The sequence below is a fragment of the Thalassotalea piscium genome, assembly GCF_030295935.1.
In the GTDB taxonomy this organism is placed as follows: Bacteria; Pseudomonadota; Gammaproteobacteria; order Enterobacterales; family Alteromonadaceae; genus Thalassotalea_B; species Thalassotalea_B piscium.
The window spans coordinates 1,968,135-1,993,031 of the sequence record NZ_AP027362.1; the positions used below are offsets into that span (position 1 = coordinate 1,968,135).

Annotated in this window: 24 protein-coding genes; 2 read left to right on the forward strand and 22 right to left on the reverse strand. The window is 35.8% G+C overall.

The window, feature by feature from the left end; all coding sequences use genetic code 11:
• Nucleotides 1-9 precede the first annotated feature (9 nt).
• From QUD79_RS08485 to add, 4 genes are all read right to left on the reverse strand, one after another.
• Nucleotides 10-576 carry a PEP-CTERM sorting domain-containing protein gene (locus QUD79_RS08485; RefSeq protein WP_184424036.1) on the reverse strand — a complete coding sequence of 189 codons (567 nt, stop codon included), beginning with the start codon at nt 574-576 and terminating at the stop codon, nt 10-12.
• 72 nt (nt 577-648) lie between these two features.
• Nucleotides 649-4,641 (reverse strand): ExeM/NucH family extracellular endonuclease, encoded by a 3,993-nt coding sequence (locus QUD79_RS08490; RefSeq protein WP_184424037.1) that lies wholly within the window; start codon nt 4,639-4,641, stop codon nt 649-651.
• Between the two features lie 334 nt (nt 4,642-4,975).
• Nucleotides 4,976-5,947: a transaldolase gene (gene tal, locus QUD79_RS08495; RefSeq protein WP_184424038.1), complete on the reverse strand. Its 972-nt coding sequence runs from the start codon at nt 5,945-5,947 to the stop codon at nt 4,976-4,978.
• A 141-nt stretch (nt 5,948-6,088) separates the two neighbouring features.
• Nucleotides 6,089-7,090, reverse strand: coding sequence for an adenosine deaminase (gene add, locus QUD79_RS08500; RefSeq protein WP_184424039.1), 1,002 nt, complete (start codon nt 7,088-7,090; stop codon nt 6,089-6,091).
• 351 nt (nt 7,091-7,441) lie between these two features.
• Here add and QUD79_RS08505 point away from each other — a divergent pair, with 351 nt between their 5' ends.
• Nucleotides 7,442-8,080 carry a TetR/AcrR family transcriptional regulator gene (locus QUD79_RS08505; RefSeq protein ID WP_184424040.1) on the forward strand — a complete coding sequence of 213 codons (639 nt, stop codon included), beginning with the start codon at nt 7,442-7,444 and terminating at the stop codon, nt 8,078-8,080.
• Between the two features lie 42 nt (nt 8,081-8,122).
• Here QUD79_RS08505 and QUD79_RS08510 read toward each other — a convergent pair whose 3' ends face one another.
• From QUD79_RS08510 to QUD79_RS08580, 15 genes are all read right to left on the reverse strand, one after another.
• Entirely contained in the window at nt 8,123-8,362 is a 240-nt protein-coding gene (locus QUD79_RS08510; RefSeq protein ID WP_184424041.1) for a hypothetical protein, read from the reverse strand.
• Between the two features lie 61 nt (nt 8,363-8,423).
• Entirely contained in the window at nt 8,424-9,638 is a 1,215-nt protein-coding gene (locus QUD79_RS08515; protein WP_184424042.1) for an EAL and HDOD domain-containing protein, read from the reverse strand.
• Nucleotides 9,639-9,850: 212 nt separating this feature from the next.
• Nucleotides 9,851-11,071 (reverse strand): alkaline phosphatase family protein, encoded by a 1,221-nt coding sequence (locus tag QUD79_RS08520; RefSeq protein ID WP_184424043.1) that lies wholly within the window; start codon nt 11,069-11,071, stop codon nt 9,851-9,853.
• Nucleotides 11,072-11,176: 105 nt separating this feature from the next.
• The gene (locus QUD79_RS08525) at nt 11,177-11,734 is read right to left on the reverse strand and encodes a phosphoribosyltransferase (protein WP_184424044.1); all 558 of its coding nucleotides are present in this window, start codon (nt 11,732-11,734) and stop codon (nt 11,177-11,179) included.
• A gap of 118 nt (nt 11,735-11,852) precedes the next feature.
• Nucleotides 11,853-13,049 (reverse strand): tetratricopeptide repeat protein, encoded by a 1,197-nt coding sequence (locus QUD79_RS08530; RefSeq protein WP_184424045.1) that lies wholly within the window; start codon nt 13,047-13,049, stop codon nt 11,853-11,855.
• A gap of 82 nt (nt 13,050-13,131) precedes the next feature.
• Nucleotides 13,132-14,358 carry a class I SAM-dependent methyltransferase gene (locus tag QUD79_RS08535; protein ID WP_184424046.1) on the reverse strand — a complete coding sequence of 409 codons (1,227 nt, stop codon included), beginning with the start codon at nt 14,356-14,358 and terminating at the stop codon, nt 13,132-13,134.
• 37 nt (nt 14,359-14,395) lie between these two features.
• Entirely contained in the window at nt 14,396-15,220 is an 825-nt protein-coding gene (locus tag QUD79_RS08540; protein ID WP_184424047.1) for a DUF1365 domain-containing protein, read from the reverse strand.
• Between the two features lie 5 nt (nt 15,221-15,225).
• A complete protein-coding gene (locus QUD79_RS08545) occupies nt 15,226-16,512 on the reverse strand; it encodes an NAD(P)/FAD-dependent oxidoreductase (protein ID WP_184424048.1) in 1,287 nt (428 codons plus the stop codon).
• Nucleotides 16,509-17,234 carry an SDR family NAD(P)-dependent oxidoreductase gene (locus QUD79_RS08550; protein ID WP_184424049.1) on the reverse strand — a complete coding sequence of 242 codons (726 nt, stop codon included), beginning with the start codon at nt 17,232-17,234 and terminating at the stop codon, nt 16,509-16,511. The genes QUD79_RS08545 and QUD79_RS08550 overlap by 4 nt, the downstream gene beginning before the upstream one ends.
• The gene (locus QUD79_RS08555; protein WP_184424050.1) at nt 17,234-17,695 is read right to left on the reverse strand and encodes a nuclear transport factor 2 family protein; all 462 of its coding nucleotides are present in this window, start codon (nt 17,693-17,695) and stop codon (nt 17,234-17,236) included. Before QUD79_RS08555 ends, QUD79_RS08550 begins: the two co-directional genes overlap by 1 nt.
• Nucleotides 17,696-17,768: 73 nt before the next feature.
• The gene (gene phrB / locus QUD79_RS08560) at nt 17,769-19,142 is read right to left on the reverse strand and encodes a deoxyribodipyrimidine photo-lyase (RefSeq protein WP_184424051.1); all 1,374 of its coding nucleotides are present in this window, start codon (nt 19,140-19,142) and stop codon (nt 17,769-17,771) included.
• 62 nt (nt 19,143-19,204) lie between these two features.
• The gene (locus QUD79_RS08565) at nt 19,205-20,164 is read right to left on the reverse strand and encodes a YbgA family protein (protein ID WP_184424052.1); all 960 of its coding nucleotides are present in this window, start codon (nt 20,162-20,164) and stop codon (nt 19,205-19,207) included.
• 25 nt (nt 20,165-20,189) lie between these two features.
• Nucleotides 20,190-20,876, reverse strand: coding sequence for a ChrR family anti-sigma-E factor (locus QUD79_RS08570; RefSeq protein ID WP_184424053.1), 687 nt, complete (start codon nt 20,874-20,876; stop codon nt 20,190-20,192).
• The gene (locus QUD79_RS08575; protein WP_184424054.1) at nt 20,869-21,486 is read right to left on the reverse strand and encodes a sigma-70 family RNA polymerase sigma factor; all 618 of its coding nucleotides are present in this window, start codon (nt 21,484-21,486) and stop codon (nt 20,869-20,871) included. Before QUD79_RS08575 ends, QUD79_RS08570 begins: the two co-directional genes overlap by 8 nt.
• A gap of 79 nt (nt 21,487-21,565) precedes the next feature.
• Nucleotides 21,566-22,135: an LON peptidase substrate-binding domain-containing protein gene (locus tag QUD79_RS08580; protein ID WP_184424055.1), complete on the reverse strand. Its 570-nt coding sequence runs from the start codon at nt 22,133-22,135 to the stop codon at nt 21,566-21,568.
• Nucleotides 22,136-22,301: 166 nt separating this feature from the next.
• Between QUD79_RS08580 and QUD79_RS08585 the strand changes: the two genes are divergently transcribed.
• The gene (locus QUD79_RS08585) at nt 22,302-23,207 is read left to right on the forward strand and encodes a TIGR01777 family oxidoreductase (protein WP_184424056.1); all 906 of its coding nucleotides are present in this window, start codon (nt 22,302-22,304) and stop codon (nt 23,205-23,207) included.
• A 1-nt stretch (nt 23,208) separates the two neighbouring features.
• Here QUD79_RS08585 and QUD79_RS08590 read toward each other — a convergent pair whose 3' ends face one another.
• From QUD79_RS08590 to QUD79_RS08600, 3 genes are read right to left on the reverse strand one after another with little or no spacing between them, the layout of a single operon-like run.
• A complete protein-coding gene (locus QUD79_RS08590) occupies nt 23,209-23,763 on the reverse strand; it encodes a DUF3833 domain-containing protein (protein ID WP_184424057.1) in 555 nt (184 codons plus the stop codon).
• Nucleotides 23,756-24,316, reverse strand: a complete 561-nt coding sequence (locus QUD79_RS08595) for a chalcone isomerase family protein (protein ID WP_184424058.1) — start codon at nt 24,314-24,316, stop codon at nt 23,756-23,758. Before QUD79_RS08595 ends, QUD79_RS08590 begins: the two co-directional genes overlap by 8 nt.
• Complete coding sequence (locus tag QUD79_RS08600; protein ID WP_184424059.1) at nt 24,309-24,800, reverse strand: DUF2878 domain-containing protein; 492 nt, start codon at nt 24,798-24,800, stop codon at nt 24,309-24,311. The genes QUD79_RS08595 and QUD79_RS08600 overlap by 8 nt, the downstream gene beginning before the upstream one ends.
• Nucleotides 24,801-24,897 lie beyond the last annotated feature (97 nt).

Sequence of the window (24,897 nt, forward strand, 5' to 3'; positions counted from 1 at the left end):
AACAAGAGTTTAAATCGTTTTACGGCTTACTAGCAGCCCAACTGCGACAAGCATTAATATAATAGTGCTTGGCTCAGGAACTTGAGAAACTGGCGAGTCAGCTACACTGATAGTTAATTCTGTCTTATTGACAATATACTCATCAAAAGTAACTGAATTAAAAAAGTAATTTTCAAATGCATTTTCTTGTACGCCAAGGGTAGTATCACCCGCGTTATTTGCTGTTAATTGGAAACTCGCAAGTGTAAACAAACCTAGTCCATTGGTATCAAATTCACCCGCAAAATCTAAGAAAAATAAATTTAACCCATAAAATTCTGGAGTAGCGTCAATAAAACAATCACTACATGTATCATCAATTACACTGGTAAAAGAACCCAGTACGTAACTAAATGCCGAGGTATCAAATTCAATAAACAATGACATTTCATCGAAACTTGGAATTTGCTCAGCTGATAAGTTAACAGTAACTGTATCTCCTGTATTAACGTTGCTTTCGTCTAAACTAAAAATCAAACCTGCATTAGCTGAAAACTGAATTGACAAATAAAACATTATTATTGTTATAAATTTCATGTTATTTCCTATTTATTTATTGATTGTAAAAGTTCACATCCTTGTGAAATATTCCCTACGTTTATTTCTATTTTATTGAGCTGCACATCTATTTCGCGTACATAAGGCGTACATAGGTCTGATATCTCTAGCGCTAACAACACCATCGCCGTTAAGGTCAAAGGCGATATCTATTGCTTGACGAGAGCTGATTGCATTTTTAAGGCCATTAATATCATCAATGTCTACATCACCATCTTTATCCCAGTCACCTTTAACTGAAGCAGGTGTAAGGTTAATACTGACCACAACAGGGTCGTGATCTGAAGCACGGTAGGCATCATTATTGTACAAATTCACTAAGTTACCCGCTGATTTCTTTTCTGTATTGTAGTCAAGAATTAACGGTTCATCGGCATTAATATGCCATTGAGTTGCATCAACAATTTTCTCAGTTAGCTGTGCAGAAGCTAATGCATGGTCTAACGTGCCGCTTTCTCCTTGATAGGTGTAAGTATAATTGTTATCACCTGTAAATAAGCTCGTTAAGTTTGTGTAACCTGCTTGTTCAATAGTACTTAATGGATCCTCTTTACTATAGGCATTTAAGTCTCCCATAATGAGTACTTTACTTTCATCAATACCTGTCGGATTTTGACCTAACCAAGCAACAATAGCTTGTGCGGCTTGAACTCGTCTTAAGTTATAACAACCTTGGCCATCATTTTTATCTTCATTTTCTACACCACCTGAGCTCGAACAGCCTTTAGAGCGAAAATGGTTAATTGCTACAGTTAAACTCTCACCGGTAGCTTTAGACTGAAATGTTTGAGCCATTGGTGGGCGATTATGGTATTCAAATGGGAACTCTGTGACATAAGCGGCAGTACCAATTTCTGTAACTGATTTCTCGTTATAGATAATTGCTACTTTAATAAGATCGCCGCCTAACTGCGCTATACCAGTTACCTCATCTGCAGGTATATTAGGATCAACAAAACGATAATGAGCGTCATTTGGCGCAACGGCATTAAGACCATTAACGAGATCTTGCACTGCACTGTGTTGTCCAAAACCATCATTTTCCATTTCAAGAAGGCCAATAATATCAGCATCCATTGCTAAAATAGCTGAAATTATTTTTGCACGTTGGCGCTCAAACTCTTCAAAAGTGTCTGCGCCTCTGTCTGTTGGAAAGCCCTCTCCTAAACCATTACCGTTAAAGTAGTTAAGCACGTTAAAGCTCGCAACGGTTAAATTGCCAGTGTTAGCTAAGTCAGGTGACGACGTTCTCGGGTTACTTGATAAAAACGTTGGTTGTTCTGTCGGGATCACACGATAATTATTAAAGCTATAATCAATAACACCTGTTAATGCAGTAACAGTGTCACCAATACGTAAGCTATTTACTGCTGATAAACCGCCTAATGGATAAATAATGTTATCTGGGTAAGAACCATTCATGCCATCATCTAGGGTGATTTTTTTTAAGGCATTTTGCGCTGATAATTGTGCAATTTCTGGTGTACCTGGCTGGTAGATATTTGTTGGAACAAATAAACGACCGTTTGATAAAGTTACTTCACCATATTGTCCAAGTTTATAGTTGTCAGTAACCATAAGTGGGTTATTAATTGTAATAAACATCCCTTCTAGTGATTCTACTTGTTCAGCAGAGCTAAACGGTAAATTTAACTGTGTAGCAACCACATTACCAACACCACAGTTTAAGATATCTTCACTAGCAACAAGCTGAGTTTTACCATAATGCTCAGATACTACACCAATCACGCGTATTATATCTCCAGCTGTAGGTACAACTGTATTTTGGTTGTTGTAAATAAATATAGCTTCTGAACTTGCAACATCATTGTCTTGATGCGCTAACTCTTCTTGAATAAAGAAACCTTGAAGCTCAGGAAAAACAGCACTTACTACTGCTTCTAATACATGTGTTTCACCAACTAACGGCGATTGTGTACTAACACCTTGTACAGCACTTATTAACGTTGCATTATCACTACATTGGCCAAGTAAACTAACCGGTGGTGCACCATTACCAGCATCGTGACTACCTAGGTTTGTAAAGGTGTTTTTAGGAAAGCCTACCCATTCATTCGCAGGAGCAAATGCATCATCTCCAATTATATCACCTTCTGTAACGCTACTTTTTCTGACTAATGTATTGTCTTTTGTACTTTCTAAGCCACTACCCCATTCACTTCCAGGATCTTCGCCTACCCGCCCAAATGAATCAATTACAACACTATTGTTATACAATAAATAAGCATCATCGCCATTATGTGTTAATGAACCTGAAAGTTGGTTTGCAACCTCAGTGATCAACTGATCAGCATCTTGATGCGCGATAACAAAAGTGCCTTTTGCCGGTATGACACCATTTATATCGATAGTCACTTGTGCATAGTCGCGGCCATTAACAAATAATGAAAGCTGATAGTTTCCACTGGTTAAATCAAGTGGGACTACCGAAGGGTTATACAACTCTATGGCTTTATTTTGACCACTTCCTTCAATATATTCTGAAATGAAGATTTCAGATTTAAAAACAGTATGTTGGCCTAAGTTGTCAACATTATTATTACTTGATCCTATCCATTGAGTTGATGGATCAAACTCATCATCAATAATAATATCACCGTTAACTGCATCTGGTTTTCTAACTAAGCTATTATCTTTAGTTTTATGGCCATCTGCTCCCCAGTACTTGCCTGGATCTTCACCAACGCGTCCAAACGAGTCGATAACCTCACCATTTTTATAAAGCACATAGGCATCGTCTCCGTTATGGTTTATCCCGTTATCTTCTTGATTCGCTATTGATTTTATTGCATCGATTGCTGATTTATGAGAAATAACAAATGTGCTTTGCGCTTCAATTATCCCCTGTAGATTAATCATAGAGCCTGAAGTGCCGCCATTACTAAAACGACCTAGTTGATACTGCCCTGCTGTTAAATCAATATCAGTTAAGCTAGGGTTAAATAATTCAATTGCTTTATTGTAGCTGCTGCCTTCAATATATTCTGAGATGAAAACATTGAGAGCACTGTTTGAACCGCCAGTATCGCCACCGCCAGTGTCACCACCGCCAGTGTCACCACCGCCAGTGTCACCACCGCCAGTGTCACCACCGCCAGTGTCACCACCGCCAGTGTCACCACCGCCAGTATCACCACCACCAGTGTCACCACCGCCAGTATCGTCTGAACAAGCATCTGCTTGATATAAAATATCTACCCATTCAGGGTAATCTATAAAAGGATTACGGTTTCCTTGAAACTCATAAATTCTATCGTTTCTCGTTTGCTCCGTTGTATCTACTGGATCAGCATTATGCCATTCGATTAATCGGCATAAACGGCCAAGCGCAGGTTCTCCAGTGGTTGTTAATCTGTCAACTACCTGTAAATCTGGCGTATTATCAAGCCCTTCGTAGCGCGTATCCATATAGAAAATCATACGAGCAACATCACCTTTAACCAAATCTCTTGGCTCAAACGAATTACCATCTACCCTGTTTTCGGGTGATTCAGCTAAGGCATTGTCACTATTGTCAAAATCTAGGTTACCACGTGATGAATTAACAGAAATATCTGTGGGCCGTAAATGATGTATATCGGAATATGCTTCTAAACTTGAACTTGAAAAACCATGACTTTTCGCCCACACATGTTCCCTATTCCAATTGTCTGGATTTGAACTTTGTGAGCCACTTCCGTTAGACATTTTAGGTAGTGAAATTCCTCGATAAAGCAAAATAACATTCGCGCTGTTATTTGGATCTTCATCTGTTTTCGTTAAGGCTGTCCATACTTCAGAATAAGTGAGTCTTTTGTGGTTTTGACTAATTGTGGTACTAATGGCAGATTTTATCTCTGCTTTAGTATAGTTATTACTAATAGCTGACAGTACATCCATATAGTAATTAGTTGAATTGAACGTTGCAGCATCTGCAACTTTGTCTAAGGGGGGACAATTAAAGCAGGCATTTTCTACATCACTTGCATTAGCAAAAGAAGTGAATACACAAGCCAGTAAGACTGGATATTTATATCTCATCATTTTTCCTTCATAGTTATTATAGTTAGTGGTTATAATTATTTTTTTAAGATACTTGCTATTTGTTACGAAAAAATTAATCAATGATTAAACAATAAATACTAAACAGACCCTAAATAGACAATTCAGCGCCTGTTTATATTGTGTAAAACAATGTTGAGCACTTATACCAATCTCATTAACTATGTGATCATTTCTACTGGCTAAAACAGTCAACTACTGCGTTATTTATTTTATAATTAGAACAACTAGTTATGAAAATAAATGCCTTGTATTTGACTGTTTTTACTGCGTATAAAATAGATCACTTAATTAATGAAACTGGTATTAGACTTTCTTATTTATCGTTAAAAAGTAAGCCAAGTTGTTTTTCAAGCTTAACTTGGTCAATAGCAAAATTACGGATCCCTTCCGAAAGCTTTTCAGTTGCCATTGGGTCTTCGTTCATTTGCCAACGAAACTCTGCTTCAGTAATGCTCTGTGGTTTGACTTGAATATTGGTTGCAGGAGTTAATTTTTGAGTGATTTTGCCACTATTTTCAGCAAGCTCTGCCATAAGTTGTGGACTAATAGTTAAACGGTCACAGCCCGCTAGTTCAATAATTTCATTAAGATTACGAAAGCTTGCCCCCATAACTACCGTGTTATAACCGTGTTGTTTATAGTAATTATAAATTTCAGTAACAGAAATAACGCCTGGATCTTCTTTAGCCTTATAATGTTCAATGCCAGTATCTTTTTTGTACCAATCCAGAATGCGCCCCACAAACGGAGAAATTAGAAATACTTCAGCATCGGCGCAGGCTTTAGCTTGAGCAAAATTAAACAATAAAGTTAAATTACATTGAATACCCTCTAGCTCAAGCTGTTTAGCGGCTTGAATACCTTCCCAAGTAGAAGCAAGTTTTATAAGAATGCGATCTTTATTGATCCCTGCTTCTTCATACATGTTAATCAATGATCGCGCTTTAGCGATACTTTGCTCTTTATCAAACGATAAGCGTGCATCAACTTCAGTAGAAATACGTCCAGGAATAATTTTCAACACTTCTAAACCAATTAATACTGATAACTTGTCAGCCGCAAGACTCACTTGCTCCTTAATACTTGGTGTTTGCGCTTTCGACCAATTAACGGCTTGTATTAAAAGAGGTTGATACGCATTAAGTGAAGCCGCTTTTAATAATAATGACGGATTGGTTGTTGCATCCATTGGTGAGAATTTTGCTATTGCTTCAATATCACCAGTATCGGCAACTACAGTAGTCATTGTTTTAAGTTGGTCAAGTTGAGAAGGTTGTGTTTGCATTATAATTCCTGTTAAATCATGCTAATTATCAAGATAAATAAAATTCGGATAAATATAGGTAAAATAATTTACCTGTTTAAAGCGCAGTTTTTCTTTAATAACTACTCTGCTAGCTACGCGATGTACGCCAGATTATTAAGGTTATTTTTCCCTACACTGTTGTTTTAACATCACTTTTTTGGCATTTGAAATAAAAGCCATATCTAGTGCATTTTCTTGTAGCTTTCGACATTGAGCAGCGCTCAGCCCTGCAGCTAACGCCGCATGTTGATATTCATATTTAATGTCACAGCCCTGCACCGCCGGATCATCACTGTTTAAACAAACAAGCAAACCTTTACTGAGAAATGTTTTTACCGGATGTTGGCTAATATCAGTGATCGTGCCTGTTTGATAGTTCGAGGTAAGGCAAGATTCAATAGCAATATTTTTATCTAGCATGTAATCCATTAGTCTTTCATCGTTAATAGCATTCGTACCATGGCCAATACGAGTTGCATGTAATTGATCGATAGCTTGATAAATACTGGCGACGCCATCAGCTTCACCTGCATGAATGGTTATATGTAAACCTGAGTCGTAAACTTGTTTAAAATGATCAACAAATAAAGTGCCCGGCTTACCAAGTTCATCACCAGCTAGGTCTATGCCAACTAAATCATCTTTAAAATAAAGGAGCGCTTGTAATTCCGAAAAACATGCTTGAACGCCAAAAGTACGGCTTAATATGCCAATTAAATTTATTTGTACAGGGAACTCTTGTGTAGCAAGTTGAACACCATCTATAACAGCTGCAACAACATCTTTCATAGATAGTTTGTGTGTCATCGCCATGTAATAAGGTGAAAAACGCAATTCGGCGTAGTGTAGGCCTTGAAGATAAGCGTCTTGTACATTTTCATAGGCAACTCTTTTACAAGCGTCTAGGCTTGCTAATACACTCACGCCATAATCAAGTTTTTGAAGAAAAGAAACTAAATTGCTTTCCTTACCCTGAATTTGTACATGAGGTAATAACTCATTCAAATTATCTGCAGGCAATGGGATATTGTGCTGTTGAGCTAAAGCAAGTACGGTACTTGGCCTTATATTTCCGTCTAAATGCCGGTGCAAGTCTACAAAAGGAATGTTTGTAGCGATCATACTGAGCCTTATTATTAAAATTAATTAGCTGAACGTTATTGCTTGTTGTTAACACAATAAAAGCTGACCATGCGGTCAGAATGGTTGTTATTTTAAGCACAACTTGACAGGAGTGACAAGCACAAAAGCAAATTAATTGTATTAAGTGCTAAGCAAGAATTAAAAATGTTAACCACAGCGTTATTAGCCAGTAAGCTTTAGAGACTTAGAATAGTAAAATTGACGATATATAACATAACCAACGTAAACCGATAGACGAGTTTTGATTGTTGCTGTAATTCAGAGACAGTATTAACTTTTAGAGCAAAATAGCTTATATTTAACCTTTAAAAATATAAACATTTGGTTAATATGGCAGAAGTTAAAAGCAATAAACAAAAGCCTACTCCTGTTGGGCGTGTTAGAAGAAAGAATCAAACGTTAATATTGAAAGCAGCAGAGCAAGATTTTTTAGAGCATGGATTCAAAGGTGCTTCAATTAAAAGTATTGCAGAGCGCGCTGGTATTCCTCGTGCAAATGTTCATTATTACTATAAAAATAAAGACGCTATTTACGTAGATATACTTTCAGAAATTATAGAATTATGGGACTCATCTATTTTAACGTGCGACGATGAACCAGCTAAAGTGTTAGGTGATTACATTTATGCGAAAGTAATGTATTCAAATACCAATCCAGAGGCTTCTCGTATCTTTGCAGGAGAGTTTGTTCAAGGTGCGCCAAGGCTTCAAAACTACTTAAAATCCAACTTTAAACCATGGGTAAATGAAGTTAAAGAAACCATTAACCAATGGATTATACAAGGTAAAATGGACGATATTGATCCCTTACACCTACTTTTTACAATTTGGGGGGCGACACAACATTATGCTGATTTTGCACCACAAGTAACAACCGCCATGGGTAAAGAAAAGCTAACAGATAATGACTTTGAACAAGCCGCTAAAACGTTAACACATATCATTTTAAAAGGGTGTGGAATTAAATAGCAAGGGCGTGTTGATAATCACTGAAAATTTATACATTTCAGGCTACTTCGTTTTAAATCGCTTTTTATGGCATTGATTCTCTTTTTTATAGAGCTTGCGTAACTTTTTACGATAGCTCTCTCCCTGCTTAGCGCTATACTGGTTGCGCATTTTTTTATTGATCGTATTGATTTTTGTTGTAACTGTAGCGCAACTTTTTTTAGTAATTGTAATTTGCTTAGACTTAGCAAAACTGACATTTGAAAGTACGCTAATAAGCGCAAGTAATAACACATACTTCATATTCATCCTTAAATATTAAAGCTAAACCCACACCCTAGAGTAAAGTGTGAGTTAATACTTTTTAAAATATACCTAACTCTTTACACCAGCGGCTTGCGGCAACAAATTCTGTGTGAATATAATTGGCGTCAACCCCATAAACCTCTGTTAATTTCGTTATGCTGTGCCCTTCACCAACAATATAATTTGATGTTAGTACTAATAAATCACCCAATAAACCTTCATGCTTAACTAAGGCTTTTACAATAGGATCGGCTAATGGCATGGTTTTAACAATAGTTTCAATCGGCATACACAATATTACTTCTATTGCGCTGAGTAATCCGGTAATAAACGCATAATCACTGACTTCACTAAAGGCTTGATGTTTAGAAATTACAGACATTAACTTCGCAGTAATTAATGCTTGTTTTGACACTTCATCAGATTTGTCTGAAGTTAATTTTGACAAGGCTAAAATAGTTACAAACTGTTTTAACTTTTCCTCACCTAAGTAGGCTGCAGCTTGTTTTAACGATGTTATTTCAACGCGTGTACTAGTAGCAACATTATTAACCATTTTAAGCAAGCCAACCGTTAGGTTAACGTCGTGGCTAATTATATCTGCAATGGCTGAATAATTAAGTGGTACGTTAAATGTTTCACTTATTAGGTTTAACATTTGCGTTTTCATTGGCGCAAGTGTTTGCCCTTCTATCATTTCAGGCTCATGATAAAAAAAGCCTTGATAGTAATTAAAGCCAACTTCAGCTAACGCTTGTAATTGAAAGTTAGTTTCCACTTTTTCAGCTGCAAGCTTTATATTAAACGGTTTAATGCGGTTAACGATTGGTAGCAGGCGTTTTGGATTAATTTCTTCAATGTTTACTTTTATCATCGAGATAAAAGGAAATAACAAATCCCATTTGGGGTTTAAATCATACTGAGTTAATGCAATTTTATAACCTTGCTCACAGTAAAAGCTAACAATTTTAAGTAGTTTGTCAGTCGGCGATGAATGCCCTACCAATTCAATGACGATTGATTTTTTGTCAAACATTAATGGGTATTTATTAATTAAGCACTTTTCAGTAAAGTTAATAAATGCAAGTTTACCAAGACAAACAGACTGAATATCACCTTGTAGGTGATTTTGAATAATTAATTTTGAGCTGGCAACATCAGGGTCTATTTCAGGAAATTTATTATCTGGGCTGTCCCTAAATAACAATTCATAACCAATAGTTTTAGAATTCCTGTCTAAAATAGCTTGTCGAGCAATATAAGTTATATACATTGTATTGTAATTAATTTGTTAAATGAATTAGATAAGTTAAAACATACCTGCTTATTTACTAAAAAGAAAGGCTTTAGAGTAACTAACCTGCTTTCACTTTAACGATTATTAGCTCGGTAGATGGTTATAAAACTCGTTTACCCGTAATGAGGTTAGTTAGTACAAATTTTTTAAAAAGTTAAAAACGCCCTAACGTGAGGGCGCGATCCTTGTTAATGTTTTATTCTTAATACTTTTTCAGTTACTTCACTTTTTACTGGCGTGTTGTTAGCCCCACTTAGGGAAAGAAGAGAAGATAAAATGGTAAATACTTCGGTGTTTTCAAATGCCTCTAATGTAATTTCCTGATTAAAATCTGGACCTGTGGCAATAAAAATACCATTAAGATCTTTGGTATACTTAGTTTCAAAGCCATGTGTTTCGGCAATAACTGAGTTTAGGTTGGTTGTAAAAGTAGTGGGTGGTATCGCCGATAAAATTATATCAGGTACGAATGATTTATTATTATTTACTTTCCAGTAGTTAGGGTAATTTCCCTTTTTGAACACATCATAGCGTTTAGCCGTATTGTTAGAATTTTCATCGAAAAGTTTTTGGAAAGCGGCATCTACAAGCCTTTGATCACCGTTAATATCGTAGATAAAAATTTGTGTACCGTCTTGTATAATCTTAAACGAGTTATCCATCCACGAAGGTATTATTGTACTTTTAAGCAAGGCGTTTTCTTTACCTGTTTTTACCATGCCATGATCTGACACTATTACAAGATTTACTGGTCCTATTTTACCCGTTGATATTTCGGATAAAAAGTCGCCTAATTGCTGATCGAGCTTGGTTATAGCATCCGCTAATTCTGGTGAATTTCGTCCATACTTGTGCCCTATACTGTCTATTGTTGAAAAGTAGCTGATCAATAATTGAGGTTTAGTTTCGTCAGAAATTTTAAGCCATTGTATTAACTGTTTAAAGCGAGTTTCATTAGAAACACTACCGTCATACTTTTTATAATAACTTGGTAATACATGTTGAAAGCTTTTATCAGACTCTGGCCAAAAATAAATTGCCGTTGGTATATTTTGTTGTTCTAGCAAGGTCCAAATTGGCGGATACTTTAACCATTGATGATTTTTCTTACTACTGCCATAGGCATAAATATCATCAATTTCTTTATCGTAAAATCGATTCAGTACTATACCGTGCTCAAAAGGCGCTTTTCCTGTAACAAGCGTAAGATGATTAGGAAATGTTTTGGTTGGGTATGAGGGAATTAACCCTTCAGTAACTACCCCTTTGTTTGCTAAAGAAAGTAAATGTTTAGGTTTATATTCGTTTAAATAGTGTGCCGCAAAGCCATCTATTGAAATTAAGATAGTAGGAGTTTGAGCATTAGCGTGTAAGGCTAAGCAACAAAAAATTATAATAAAAAATTTCATACAAGTCCTAGTAAAAAAATAGCAGCCTTTAAAAAATTAAACTCAATTAGTGATTTATCATTAATGGATAAAAACTAATTGAGTATTTTGCGCTATATTTTGTTATTACTTAAATAAATCAATAATATTTGCAAGTTCACTTTTGCCTTTTACTATTTCTTCTTGAGTTAATCCTGATATTTCGTGCGGGAAAACTAACCATTCATCTGACTCATGTAAATAGTAGTTAGGTACAATGTCTACTTTGCTATTTTGAGGTTTGTACCAAGGGCAAGCAATTCTAACATCTGCTGGCATATTGTTACGTGAAAGTTGCTTAAGTTGTTGAATTAAAGCATCCACGCTTCTACCTGAGTCAAATACGTCATCAACAATTAATAAGCTATCTTCAGCGTTAGCATTTTCGATAATATAATGTAATCCGTGTACTTTTATTTCTTTACTTTGCTTGTTAACGCCATAGTAAGAAGAGGTACGAACGGCAATATGGTCAGTTTCAACTTTTTTAAAGTCAAAATATTCTTGAACTGCAATACCAATTGGTGCGCCACCACGCCAAATACCAATAATATAATCAGGACGAAAGCCACTTTGGTAAACTTGGGCAGCAAGACGGAAAGAATCTTCTATTAATTCTTGAGCGGTAATAAATTTCTTTTGCATAGTCGTATTCTATGTCTGATTCAAAAAAGGGATTATACATTAAGAACCTAGTTTGTGAAATTAGACATTAAGACAAATTTTACTATGGCCTGTGAAAAGTAATTAATAATAAGTTTAATTATTGATGAATACTGTGGAGTACAGTATTTTCATCGTCTTTTAACCAATTGAGTTTAGCAATATATTGATTATCTTTTTCCTTGTTATTATTGAGTCTAATTGCTTTTGTTAATGCAAATTCTGCCCGTTCAAACTCTTTTACTTGATAGTATACTTTAGCTAAGCCAAAATATAACTCGTGTAGAGAACCATTTAATTTTATGGCGTTTTTATAATGTAATTTTGCTCTATCATAGTCTTGGCGGTAATACGCTTCATCGGCCAATAACGCATGGTAATAAGGATTATTTAGCCTTTTTTTATGTAATAGTTTCTCGAGAGTGACCGCTTCTTCTACTTCTCCCATTTTGTGCATAAGTACAGCTAAGTTATTTAATGTAGATAAGTTCTCTGGTGAAAGTGCTAAAGCATAGCGATAAGTTTTATCTGCTAAATTAAAGTCGCCCACCATACGGTATAACACACCTAAATTACTCCAGCTTGATGCAAATGTCGGTGATACTTTTGTCGCTTGCTTTAAATATGCATAAGCTTTTATAAAGTCTTCATCTACAATAGCCTGCGCACCAATGTTAGTGTAAAACATTGCCATTATGGTATTTTTATCGATTACTTTAGCAGGAAATTGTTTTTTCTGAATAAAAGGATCAAAGTCTATTTGTAAAGAGTTGCTGCGCCAAATTAAAGAAGAGTTATTATTTCCAGAAGGCTTAACCAATAAGTTGATATGCCCAGTTAACATATTAAATTCGTTATTTCTTACCCAGTACTCTGGCACTTCCACATTTTGAAATACTACATTAAGCCCGGCTTCTTTCGCCAGCGAATAGGCCATAATAGTTAAAGACAAACAATTAGCTTTTTTAGAGTAATACGATTGTGTAGCAGTTAAGTTGGCAAGATTATCGTAACTTAAGTTTATATTATTTTGATCAAATAAATGTAAGAGTAATTTTTTAGCGCGTTTATAAGACGTTTCCTCAGATGATAACTCGGTACGTACCATTTCTTTCATTTTGTCATCGATACTAAAAATATCACCTTCAGATTCAATGTCTATTTCAGAAAAACCACTAAAACGATGATCTAAGTATAAGGTTTCTCTTTCAAGTAGCAGTTTACTTGATATTAACGGTGTAGAGGTACATGAACAGAGGATCAAACAAGAAAGTATCCAAAAAGTAAATGACTTCATAGTTAGCTCGACAAGTTTAATTGATCATAAATTAAGCATATACTAAAACTGTCGTATATGCGTAATAAAATGATAAAAACACCTATTTTCGAGCAACCAAATGTACTGTGCTGGTTGAGCGTTCTAAAAATGCACCTTCACAATAAGCAAAGTAATATAGCCATAAACGTTTGAATGTATCATCGTAGCCAAGTGTTGCAAGTTCAGGCCATGCATTTAAAAATTTCGAACGCCAGTCTGCCAATGTTTTGGCATAATCTAAGCCAATATCATCAAGGCGTTCAACCACTAAATTACTATGCTCTGTTAAGTGTTCCGTTAAAATATTCACCGAGGGTAAAAATCCGCCAGGAAAAATGTAACGCTGTATAAAATCAACGTTATTTTTGTAATATTTGAAACGTTGGTCGGCAATAGTGATTGACTGAATGAGTAACTTGCCACCTTTTTTTAAACGATCATTACATTGTTTGAAAAAACTCGGCAAATACTTATAGCCAACGGCTTCTATCATTTCAATTGAAACGACTTTGTCGTAGCTTCCACTGAGATCACGGTAATCTTTTTTTAACAAGGTAATTTGATCAGTTAAACCTAGAAGCTCTATGCGGGCTTGAGCATAGTTATATTGTTCATCTGAAATAGTGGTAGTGGTAACTTTACAACCATATTTTTGTGCTGCATATATTGCAAGACCGCCCCAACCTGTACCTATTTCGAGCAAATGATCACTTTCATTGAGATCGAGTCGGTTACAAATAGTTGCTAGCTTATGTAGTTGTGCTTGAGCTAATGTTGAAGACTCTGTCGGGTAAATCGCTGAAGAGTACATCATTTCGGGATCTAAAAAACGGGTATATAATTCATTACCTAAATCATAGTGAGCAAGTATGTTACGTTTGGAACCAGACTGTGTATTTCTATTTTGCCAATGAGTAAGCGCATTTTTAACTTTATTTAGCCAAGACTTATTCGCTTCTAAAGTATCCGTTTGCTGCTGAGCTTTGGCAAATATTCTGATCACTTGAGTAAGGTTTGGACTGCTCCATTTTCCGTCGACAAATGCTTCAGCCGCACCAATACTGCCACCTTTAACGAAATCACGATAAACACTTACGTCATGTATATGAATTTTACCCTTAAGAGATATATCAGCAGAGCCTTCTGGAAATACATGATGACTTGCTCCCTCAACAATTTCTAATTGGCCATAGGTAAGTTTGTTAAATACAGAATGAACCAAAGCGCGACAGCGTTTATCAAGCCAGTTAGCCGGTGTTAATACACCTACAACTTCTATTTGTTCCATTTACCACTCCTGAAATTTTGTACTTTTTGTCGTAAAATTAGCTTTTTTTCTGATACCCAAGAAATGGAACACGTTTAATAAAAAGTCTTAATGCTTGCCAATAAATTGCAACAACTACTTTAATAGTCATTACTGGCAACTGGCACCAAATACGGAATAAATGCTTATTAGTAAATGGTTGTTTGTGCATGATTAAGCTTGCATCAAATATTTTATCACTATCAACATTTTGGCTCTTACTTGCCTTATCCGCTTGTTTATTCAGCTTTTTATTTTCTATTTTTACCACCAACTTATCGCTATTAGTTGTAGGCGGCTTAACATACCAATAATAGGTCATTGCTAGATCCATGAAAGGTGATACTTGAAATGTCTTTTCTGTGGTTATATCACTCTCTTTGGTTAACAAATCAACTAAATAATAATGTCGTTCATTCCAAGGGGTATTACTGACTTCAGCTAACATTTGAGTGCAGTTGTTATCTTGGTCATAACAAAAATAGAAATTAGCTGGGCTAAAGTAAATACCAAAACATCTTACTTGCACCAACATAATTATTTTTTCTATACTGTTATGCCCATCTAATGAGCGCACTTTATTGATAATACGGTGAGATAACGAATTAGGTTCATTCTTAGCATCAATATTTTCTAGATTATTCACATAATCACTTTCAACAAAACGCAGTGGGTGAAACCACGAAAAACCAAATATACCTTTACTAGTATTAGCTTGCTCAACATCTGCTACATCAAGTGCTAACATGAACAATTGATAATTAAAGCTATGTTTTTTCGGACTAAAACGCCTATGTGATATAGTACCCAGATAAATACTGCTGTTAGTAAATGCGTCAGGCATAGCTGCTAACCATTCATTTTATTATGTGAAGGTGAATCATTTAAATAGCAGTTAAAACGTTTAGCGACTTCTACGGCACTTCTAATACCGTCTTCATGAAAACCACTATGCCAATAAGCCCCTGCAAAATGCGTATGCTGTTGACCACAAATTAGTGAACGTTGCTGTTGTGCATTTATCGACTCTGATGAAAATATGGGGTGATGATAAATAAACTCTTTCAATATTTTATTTGGATCTATTGCTTCTTTTTGGTTTAACGTTACGCAGAAAGTATTTTTACTTGTAAGCCCTTGTAATATATTCATATTATAAGTAACACTGGCAGGTTTTTCACGGTCATGACTCAACTGGTAATTCCAACTAGCCCATGCGTTTTCACGATCAGGTAATAGCGCTGTATCAGTGTGTAACACTACTGAATTTTCACTATATGGCATGGCTGATAAAACCATTTTCTCTTCATCTGTTGCATCATTAAGTAATGCTAGTGCTTCGTCTGAATGGCAGGCAATAACAACCTCATCAAAGGTTTCACTTGGTGAGTCACTAAAGTGTAAATGAACTTTGTTATTACTACGTGTGATACCAGTAATATTAACATTTAAGTTTATTTGCTCTTTAAATGGCTCGCATAAAGGGGCTAGATAACTGCGAGAGCCTTTTGGTATGACAAACCATTGAGGTCTATCAGCAATGTTTAATAAGCCATGGTTGTGAAAGAATTGGACAAAAAATTTAAATTCAAATTCTTCCATTTGTGCGAGTGAACTTGACCATATCGCGGCGCCCATTGGCAAAATGTAATGCTCAGAAAAGAACGTGCTAAAGTTATTATCATTAAGGAATTGCCCAAGTGTATAGCCACTTTTGTAATCTTGTTGGTTATATATCGCTTTACAGCGTTTATTAAACCTGAGTATTTCTTTCACCAGCCCCCAGAATTTGGGCTTAAACAAATTACGACGTTGTGCAAATAAGGTATTGAGATTGTGGCCATTATACTCTAAACCGGTATGGCAATTGTGCACCGAAAAACTCATTTCAGTGGCTTGTTTACCAACACCTATTTCTGATAATAGCGCTAAAAAATTAGGGTAAGTTTTATCATTAAATACAATAAAACCTGTATCGATAGCATGTAACTCATTGTCTTTTTCTATATCAACGGTGGCAGTATGCCCACCTACTCTGTCGTTTTTTTCAAACACAGTAACCTTATGTTTTTTAGCTAATAAATAAGCCGCAGATAACCCAGAAATTCCAGAACCTATAATTGCAAAATGTTTCATGGGTTATGCTTCCTTGTTATTATTTTTTGCCATAATGGTAAAGGTAAAAGAGAAAATATTTTCATTATATAAGTCAATCGTTTTGGAAAGTGTAAGTAGCTTTTTCGTTGTTCAATACCTTTAAACATGCGCTTAGCCGCTTCTTCACTGGTCATTAAAAAAGGCATGTTAAAGGTGTTTTTGTCTGTTAACGGTGTTTTAACAAAGCCTGGATGAATAAGTGTTACCGCAATATTGGCATTGATTAGATCAAGGCGTAAACTCTTGGCTAAATAATCAACGCCAGCTTTAGATGCACCATAAGCTTCGCTTCGGGGAAAGGGTAAAATAGTAGCACTGGAACTAACAAAAACCACTTGCCCACCACGCTTAACTTTAGGTAACAAATAATGTAACAACCAACCTAAAGATGAAAGGTTAGTTGCAATAATGTCAGCAAAAAGCGCCCCGTCAAAATGTTGTGCATCATCTATGTAGCGGCAGTCACCAGCATTTAAAATTAAGGTGTCAATATTCTCAATATTGTGCGTTGCTTGTTTGATATCCTGCGGTGATGTAATGTCGAATATACAATTTGTATGTGTTTGATCAGAAATTTCAGCCAACTTAGCTTTATTTCTGCCACAGGCGATAACTTGATGTCCATTATTGCTATATTGGTTAACTAACGCCAAGCCAATGCCTGATGTAGCTCCGGTAATGAGCACTTTTTTAGCTGTCATTAGTTACTCGCTCTTGTTTTTATCCATTTAGTTAATCTACCAAAAACGGGAATTTGCTCGTATAACATGGCGCCTAAATCTAAATAATCACGGTGGTATACAATTTTGTCATCATTACCTTTGATATGAGAATTACCTGATACTGTTACTACCTTTCCTTTATTTAATTTGGGGTGCTGATAACGCATTTGCCAATAAATGGCCGCCTCGTGGTCTTGAGCAATTACTCGTTCAATATCAAACTTACAGCTAGACAAGTTTTGATACAAACCTTGAAAATATGAATGTAGCTGCTCAAGACCTTCGAGCTTATGAATTGGATCTATAAAAGTCACATCTTTGTGATAAATAGCGGAGAGAATATCCAAATTAGCCGTTGAGAGTGTCTGATAGCCTTCAATAAATTGCTTGAGCCATAACGGTGATTGCAATGTTAACTGTTCAACTGAAGTACTCGACATTTTTATCCTTAACCCTTTAGTTTTCATACAACCCATTAGCTATAGTGTATTTAACAAGCCTGTAATTAAGCTGTTATTTATAAAAAGCTAAGGCTTTAACTCTTGCTTCTTTATGGTCAACTATCGCAGGCCAATAAACACCAAGGTTGTTGTTTTTAATGTACTCATGTGGAAAGTGTATAGCCTTACCACTAACACTTTTCAGCTCTGGTATGTACTTACGGATGAAATCACCATTAGGATCAAAGCGTTCACTTTGTCTGATCGGATTAAAAATTCTAAAGTAAGGCTGAGCATCACATCCGGTACTTGCTGCCCACTGCCAACCGCCATTATTTGATGCTAAGTCACCATCAATAAGGTGTTGCATAAAGTACTTCTCACCTAACCGCCAATCAATTAATAAATGTTTGGTTAGAAAGCTAGCAACCACCATTCTTAAACGATTATGCATCCAGCCTGTTTGATTGAGTTGCCGCATTGCCGCGTCAACTAAAGGGTAACCGGTTTTACCTTCGCACCAAGCATTAAAAAGTAGTTGGTTATTATGCCAATGTACCGATTGATACTTTTCATTAAAGCATTGATTTTTACATAATCGCTGTTCGTGAAACATGAGGTGTCGATAAAACTCTCGCCAAATTATTTCGTTTAACCATGTAAACTCTGGGCTATCAATGGCAAGCAACAAATCTGGATAACGGTTGAGTAAAGAAAACAAAACAAATCTTGGGCTAATTACACCCGCCGCTAAATAAGGCGATATACCTGATGTGCCTTTAATTGAAGGGATATCTCTTTCTTGTCCGTACGTTGATAACTTATTTTGGTAAAAACGTGTTAATGCATTAGTTTCATATTCTTGGGCTAATGGCCATGCACTGGAGGCACTTTTATTTGTGGACTCTTTCTGAATTTTTTTTTCATTAGATGGTGCGAGTTTACCTAGGTATTCAAAACCATTGTGTCGAACATATTGCAACCATGCTTTTTTAAAGGGTGTAAATACCTTAAACATTTTTCCTGATTGGTTAAGTACTTTTCCTTTAGCCACAATAACATCAGCTTCAAATAAGGTTAACGCAATGCCCTCATTAATTAATTGCTGATCACGTTGTTGCTCGTTGAATTCAAGTTCACTATTGGCAACAACCTGGCTTATCTTATTCTCTCGACAGAATTGAGTTAGATAGCCAACTTGTTCAGAGAAATCATCAACAGTAACAAGCTCTAATTCAATATTGAGCGATGAAAGCTCTTGTACTAGCGCATCGGCATGACGTTTAACAAAGTCAATTTTAATTGCTGACCAATGGTGTATCTGCCACTGTTTTTCAGAAATAAAAAAAAACGCCTTACGTGGCATGTCTGAATCTGTGTTATTCAGAAAGTAATGTAAGGCGGGGTTATCGTGTGTTCTTAGATCATTACGAAACCAAAGTATCAAAAGTCATCCTTAATAGAAAATATAGCGATGTTAAACAATTTGTAAATGAAAAATAACAAGTATTAGTATGCGTATCTAAGCCTTAAGGCGTCTGGATACGGTGCTAAATAAGACTGGTTTGTTAGGTAGTCTTTAGGGTATTGCAATAGATAATGATTAATCAAGGTTAATGGTGCCATTAGTGGTACAAGCCCCTCTCGGTAGGCATTAATTTGTGCACAAAGTTCTTGGCGTTCGTTAGGTTGCAAGTGCTTAGAAAAGTACCCTTGTATGTGCGCTAACGTATTAGCATGTTTTTTACGCGTAGCGATTTTCTTTAATGCATTCATTAACCCCAAAATATACTGCTGTGCCATTTCTTCAAGTGGTAAATCAGCACGTGCTAATAATTGACCTAATGCTTTATAAGCAATAAGGTCGTGGCTCATTACCGTATATTTGTATTGGCTGTGAAAGGTTGTTAATTTATGTTTGGTTAACCCCGATTTCTCAAGGTTTTGCCAATGTTTATAAGCATAAACACGCGCAACAAAATTTTCACGAATAAGTGCGTCGTTTAACCGGCCATTTTCTTCGCAAGGCAATAGTGGATTGGCTTCCATAATTTCTTTAGTGAACGCTCCAACACCATGAGATGGTAACGCGTGACCTTCAGGGCTGTAAACTTTAACTCTTTCCATGCCGCAACTTGGGCTTTTAGCACAGAAAACATATCCGCTTAATTCTCCGGTAACTTTAGCTATTTTCTGTCCATACGCTTTCAAAGCATCTGTTACATCGCCACTACCATCTGGACGTGAAACACGAATAACATCGTCATGTTTAATTTGTCTTATCGTTGGGCGAGGAATGGGTAAACCAATAGCAACTTCAGGACAATAAGCTTTATAAGTAACATGTTGCCCTAACTCGTGAATACAGAAATTAGACGGCTTATTACTTGCGTCGAAACGGACTTTTTCACCTATTAAGCAAGCACTGATCCCAATCAACAAATCTTCTTTTTTAACAGAGTGGATCATATTTTTTCCTCAAGTTTACAAACTATCAATAAATAAAGGCACCAATAGGGTTAAGTAATTTGTTTATTCCCTGGGTAAAGTGCAATGGTGCATTAGACACTGTGTAACAAAGACAACCGTTTTTAGATATTGGCTGATGTTGATGTGAGCTGTCGCGCATAATAAAGTCGCCCTTAACATATTCGCCCTCATCATCATGAAATGAACCATCGAGTAGTAACGTAAGTTCAAACCCTTTATGTGTATGTTCAGGCACGCCACCACCAGGTTCTATGTGTAACAAGGTAGTATGTATTTCACCTTCGTTTAACTGTAATCGCGCGCGTGAAAGTTTACCTATATTAGCTGTTTTACCAGATTCAATATTGTGTAATGCTGCTGGTAAAGTATAGCTTTTGTTTTTAAATACGACAGTTTTCTCAACTTGAGGCTTGAGGGTATCTATTTTATCAGATGCAGTAATCGTGTTGATCATGTCTTCAAAGTTCAGGCTTTCATTTACTTCTAGCGTATTCTTAGTATTATCAACCTTAAAATTAATCGACTCATCTTCAAAACTGTTTTCAGCTACATGTTCTGTAAGTTGTGCAATTTTTTCTTGGCACTTTGGGCACATTTCTGCATGCATTGCTATACCGGCAGATAATGATGCAGGTAAATCGCCCTTAACAAATAGTTGTATTAACTCAAATTTAGGGTGATGCTTAATCATTACTTTCTCCTAATTGTACTTTGAGTTTTGCGAGTGCTAAACGCAATCGAGATTTTATTGTGCCAAGCGGAAGGTTCAAGTGGGTCGCAAGTTGCTCTTGTGACATTTCCATAAAATAGAAACCTTTAACTATTTGCTGTTGTGCTTCGGGTAACGTGCTAATTACCGTTAATAACTGCTTATTTTGCAGATGATCTGTGTAACATTCATCATCACTCACCATATTTTCCGCCATTGGCCAAATATCGTCACTTAAATTATCTTCTTTGTTGCCTTTAATTTTACGTAAAATATCAAAGGTAACATTACGCATAACGGTATAAACCCATGTAGTTGCAGCGCCTTTGTTTTCATCAAAAAGGTGTGCTTTACGCCACACATTTGTCATAGTTTCTTGTACAACTTCACATGCTTGCGCTTCATTAGGGAACTTGCCCCGTGCAATACGTTGAATTTTAGGTGCAAAGAATTTAAAAAGCTCGGTAAATGCCTTTTTATCTCTTTTGTTTGCCACTGCACTAAGCCACTGACAAAGCTGGGGGTGATCTATTTTATCGCTCATACGAGTAGATTTAGCATTAGTTACTTTGCCTAGCAAGTGTGTTTGCATACTTACATCACCACGTTCAAATTATGTTTGTAGTAAGTAATACAGTTACACAGATAATTTAGATCACTTTATCATAAATTTATTTTTCGATAATTGATTTAACAAAGGTTTTTGCCGCTTCGTAACTATTTTTATCGATGAAAGTATTTTTAGTTTCAACGCTAATTGGCAATAGCTCCAACCAACGAGCAACTACCCAACTTAAATTATTTAACAGCTTATTGTGATAAAGTTCATTGAGTAGCTCATTGTTACTCAGAATACTTTCTAAGGTAGTTGATAAGTTTCCTAGCGGTAAATTATCTTGGCTGTCAGGCCAGTGTTCAAGTAAGGTGATGTCGCCAAAATGTAAGTTATCATTATCAGGTTTTATTGATAATATATCGACTAACGATTTGCACTTAACATCAATTTCTAAGACGCCATCTTTGCCTTGATCAAAATTGATGATTTCTACCCAACTGCCCCAACCTAATTTTTGTACTTGAGTATTTTTACTGGTTGAGAAAATGACAAAACCTTGGCCTTTAACAGCAACTTTTACCATCTTTATATAGCGCGCTTCAAATATTCTTAAACGCGTGATCCCTTCGGGTAACAAATATACTGGTAGTGGAAAAATAGGTAAGTTAACTATGGTACGACTCATTAATTTTCACTTAGTTAGTTTAACATATTACGTTCAATGCTTATTTATACGAATATAAAGTGATAATTGATCAATAAGCTTACTATTTTATGAAAACTTACAATAGACTGATCTGTATGGATACATACTTCGTATCTAATAAGTTGATTTACAGTAGGAGTTCTTAATGAATTATTTAATCACAGGCGGTACAGGGCTTATAGGTAAAGCGCTAACTAAAGAATTAGCAAAACATGCATCAGCAATTACTGTACTGACACGCTCACCCAAAGCAGCACTTAACTTAGGCTTAGGCTCCAACGTTACCTTTATCAATAGTCTGTCGATTGAAAACATTGAGAATCAAGACACTGTAATAAATTTAGCTGGTGAGCCTATCGCTGATAAGCGTTGGTCAAAAATTCAAAAAGATAAAATATGTAGTAGCAGATGGAACTTAACAGAGCAACTAGTCGAATTTATACAAGCTGCCAATAAGCCACCCTCACTTTTTATTTCTGGTAGCGCGGTAGGTATTTATGGCAGACAAAACAGTACTGAAATTGATGAAACATTTAATAATTTTCATGAAGAGTTTACTCATCATGTATGTGCCAAATGGGAGGCTATCGCTAACCAAGCTAAATCAAACAAAACGCGTGTTGCACTTTTGCGTACAGGAATTGTTTTAGATAAAAACAAAGGAGCCCTAGCTAAAATGTTACTACCATTTAAACTGTGTTTAGGCGGTAAGATTGGCAATGGAAGGCAAATGATGTCTTGGATCCACATAGAAGACATGGTAGCTGCAATTGTTCACATTCAACAAAATAATGCATTAAGTGGGCCGATAAATATAACTGCTCCCAATCCGGTTTCAAATAGCAGTTTTAGCGCAGATCTTGCTAAAGCTATTAATAGGCCGTGCTTGTTAACAACACCGGCGCCATTATTAAACTTATTACTGGGTGAAATGGCTGGGCTTATCGTTTATGGACAAAATGTTGTGCCAAATAAATTAGTTCAAAATGGTTATAACTTTAATTACCCAACCCTAGAGTTAGCATTAGACAACTTGCTGAATACAAAATAGGTTATGGTTGGCAACCTTTAATCGGGAGTGTTTTATCAAAAAACAGGGTAATTTCGGCCACTTCAATACCAAACTTCGACATTACCGTTTTATTCATTACACGCAGGCTGTCGATTTGATACATCCAGTCATCCATTGATACTGAATAGGTATTGTTGTCTAACGTAAGCAGAAGGTCATATTGAAACTGAAACGCAAATCCTTGATGTTTACCTATCGCTGTACCAGCAACATCTTCAGCTGTTCCAGTGTAATTACCGTTAGCTTGTTTGATTAACTGCCAATTTCGATATGAAACTTCACCATCATCAAAATAGAATTTTTCAGCCAGCGTACCTCTATTTTTTTCCCAAGTGCCTATAATTTCGACACAAAAACGACGCTGTACTTTACTAGAAAAGTTTTGCACCACACCCCATGCTGTTACTTTCCCGTCGAAATATTCTTTGATGTCAAAAGGCTTTTCAATGGGTTCATAATCTTTTAACTCAGTAGAACAACCTGATAGTAAAAAGCTCAGTAACAAACTACATACGGTATACGCTAATTTATTCATTGTTGTTTATCCCTAATAGATCACGTCTTAATGACGGTTCGCTGGTGTTTTCTGATAACCATATATCAAGAAATATTTGGCCAAATTCAGGTGAATCAATTTCACCAATATAATTATCATTGAAGTAAAATAAACTACGGCCTTTGTCGATAAACAATGCCAATTTATCGCCTTTAGAAATGTCTGGCCAAATACTAGCTAAACTTGATAAATAGCCCTGATACTTAACTTTTGGTATTTTTAAATGTTGCCACTGTTCAACAGTTCGATTTATTAATTCACTACTTGAAATGCTTGCTAAATAGTTAATTTCATAGATTAACTTCTCATCATTAAAATTAACCGGGTAGTTACCAGATGTAGTTAATAACTTGCTGCGATAAAGTTTCCAAAACAAGATAGTAAATCTAGCTTCACCTATGGTTACAAACTGATACTTTTTTATTACTTTACTTAACCTGTCAGTACTTAACTGTGGCTCTTTCAACTGCGCACAATATGACGAATTAATAAAAGTAATGTTTAATAATACAAACACAATTACTTTAATCATTGCTGTCACCAATTTTTATAAAATAAGCACTGAAGTAGAAAAACAAAATAAATAACCCAGCCCAAATAATACTTAACGTTACATAGGTAGCGATTAATGAGTAACTAAAATCAACCACCTGTAGGTGATATCCAGCTAAGTAACTTAAGGGTGCAATAAAACCACCGGCAAGTGCCTGATAGAGTTTTGACTCTTTAAGAAAGCTCAAGCCATGACAAATTGTTGCAGCAAAACAACTCCATAAAACAATTAACCACAGTGGAATTTGATTACTTTCTTCGAATATAAATACACCAACATATGCCAACATTAAGTCAGTAAATACGCCAATGAGCGTAATACTGATAATAATTACCCCTTCATTTTTTATTTTTGAAATACACGCAAGGTGCAAAAACAGTATTAATAAAGCAAAAGGGATAAAAGTATTGCCCCAAAATACTAGGCCAAACCAAACAAAATTGAATCCGATAATATTTATCATTTGCCATAAACGTAAAAGTATTTGTTTTACTATACGAATAGAAGCCGCATATGGATTAATAAGCAGCTGTTTATTTTTTAATAATTCAACCGCTATA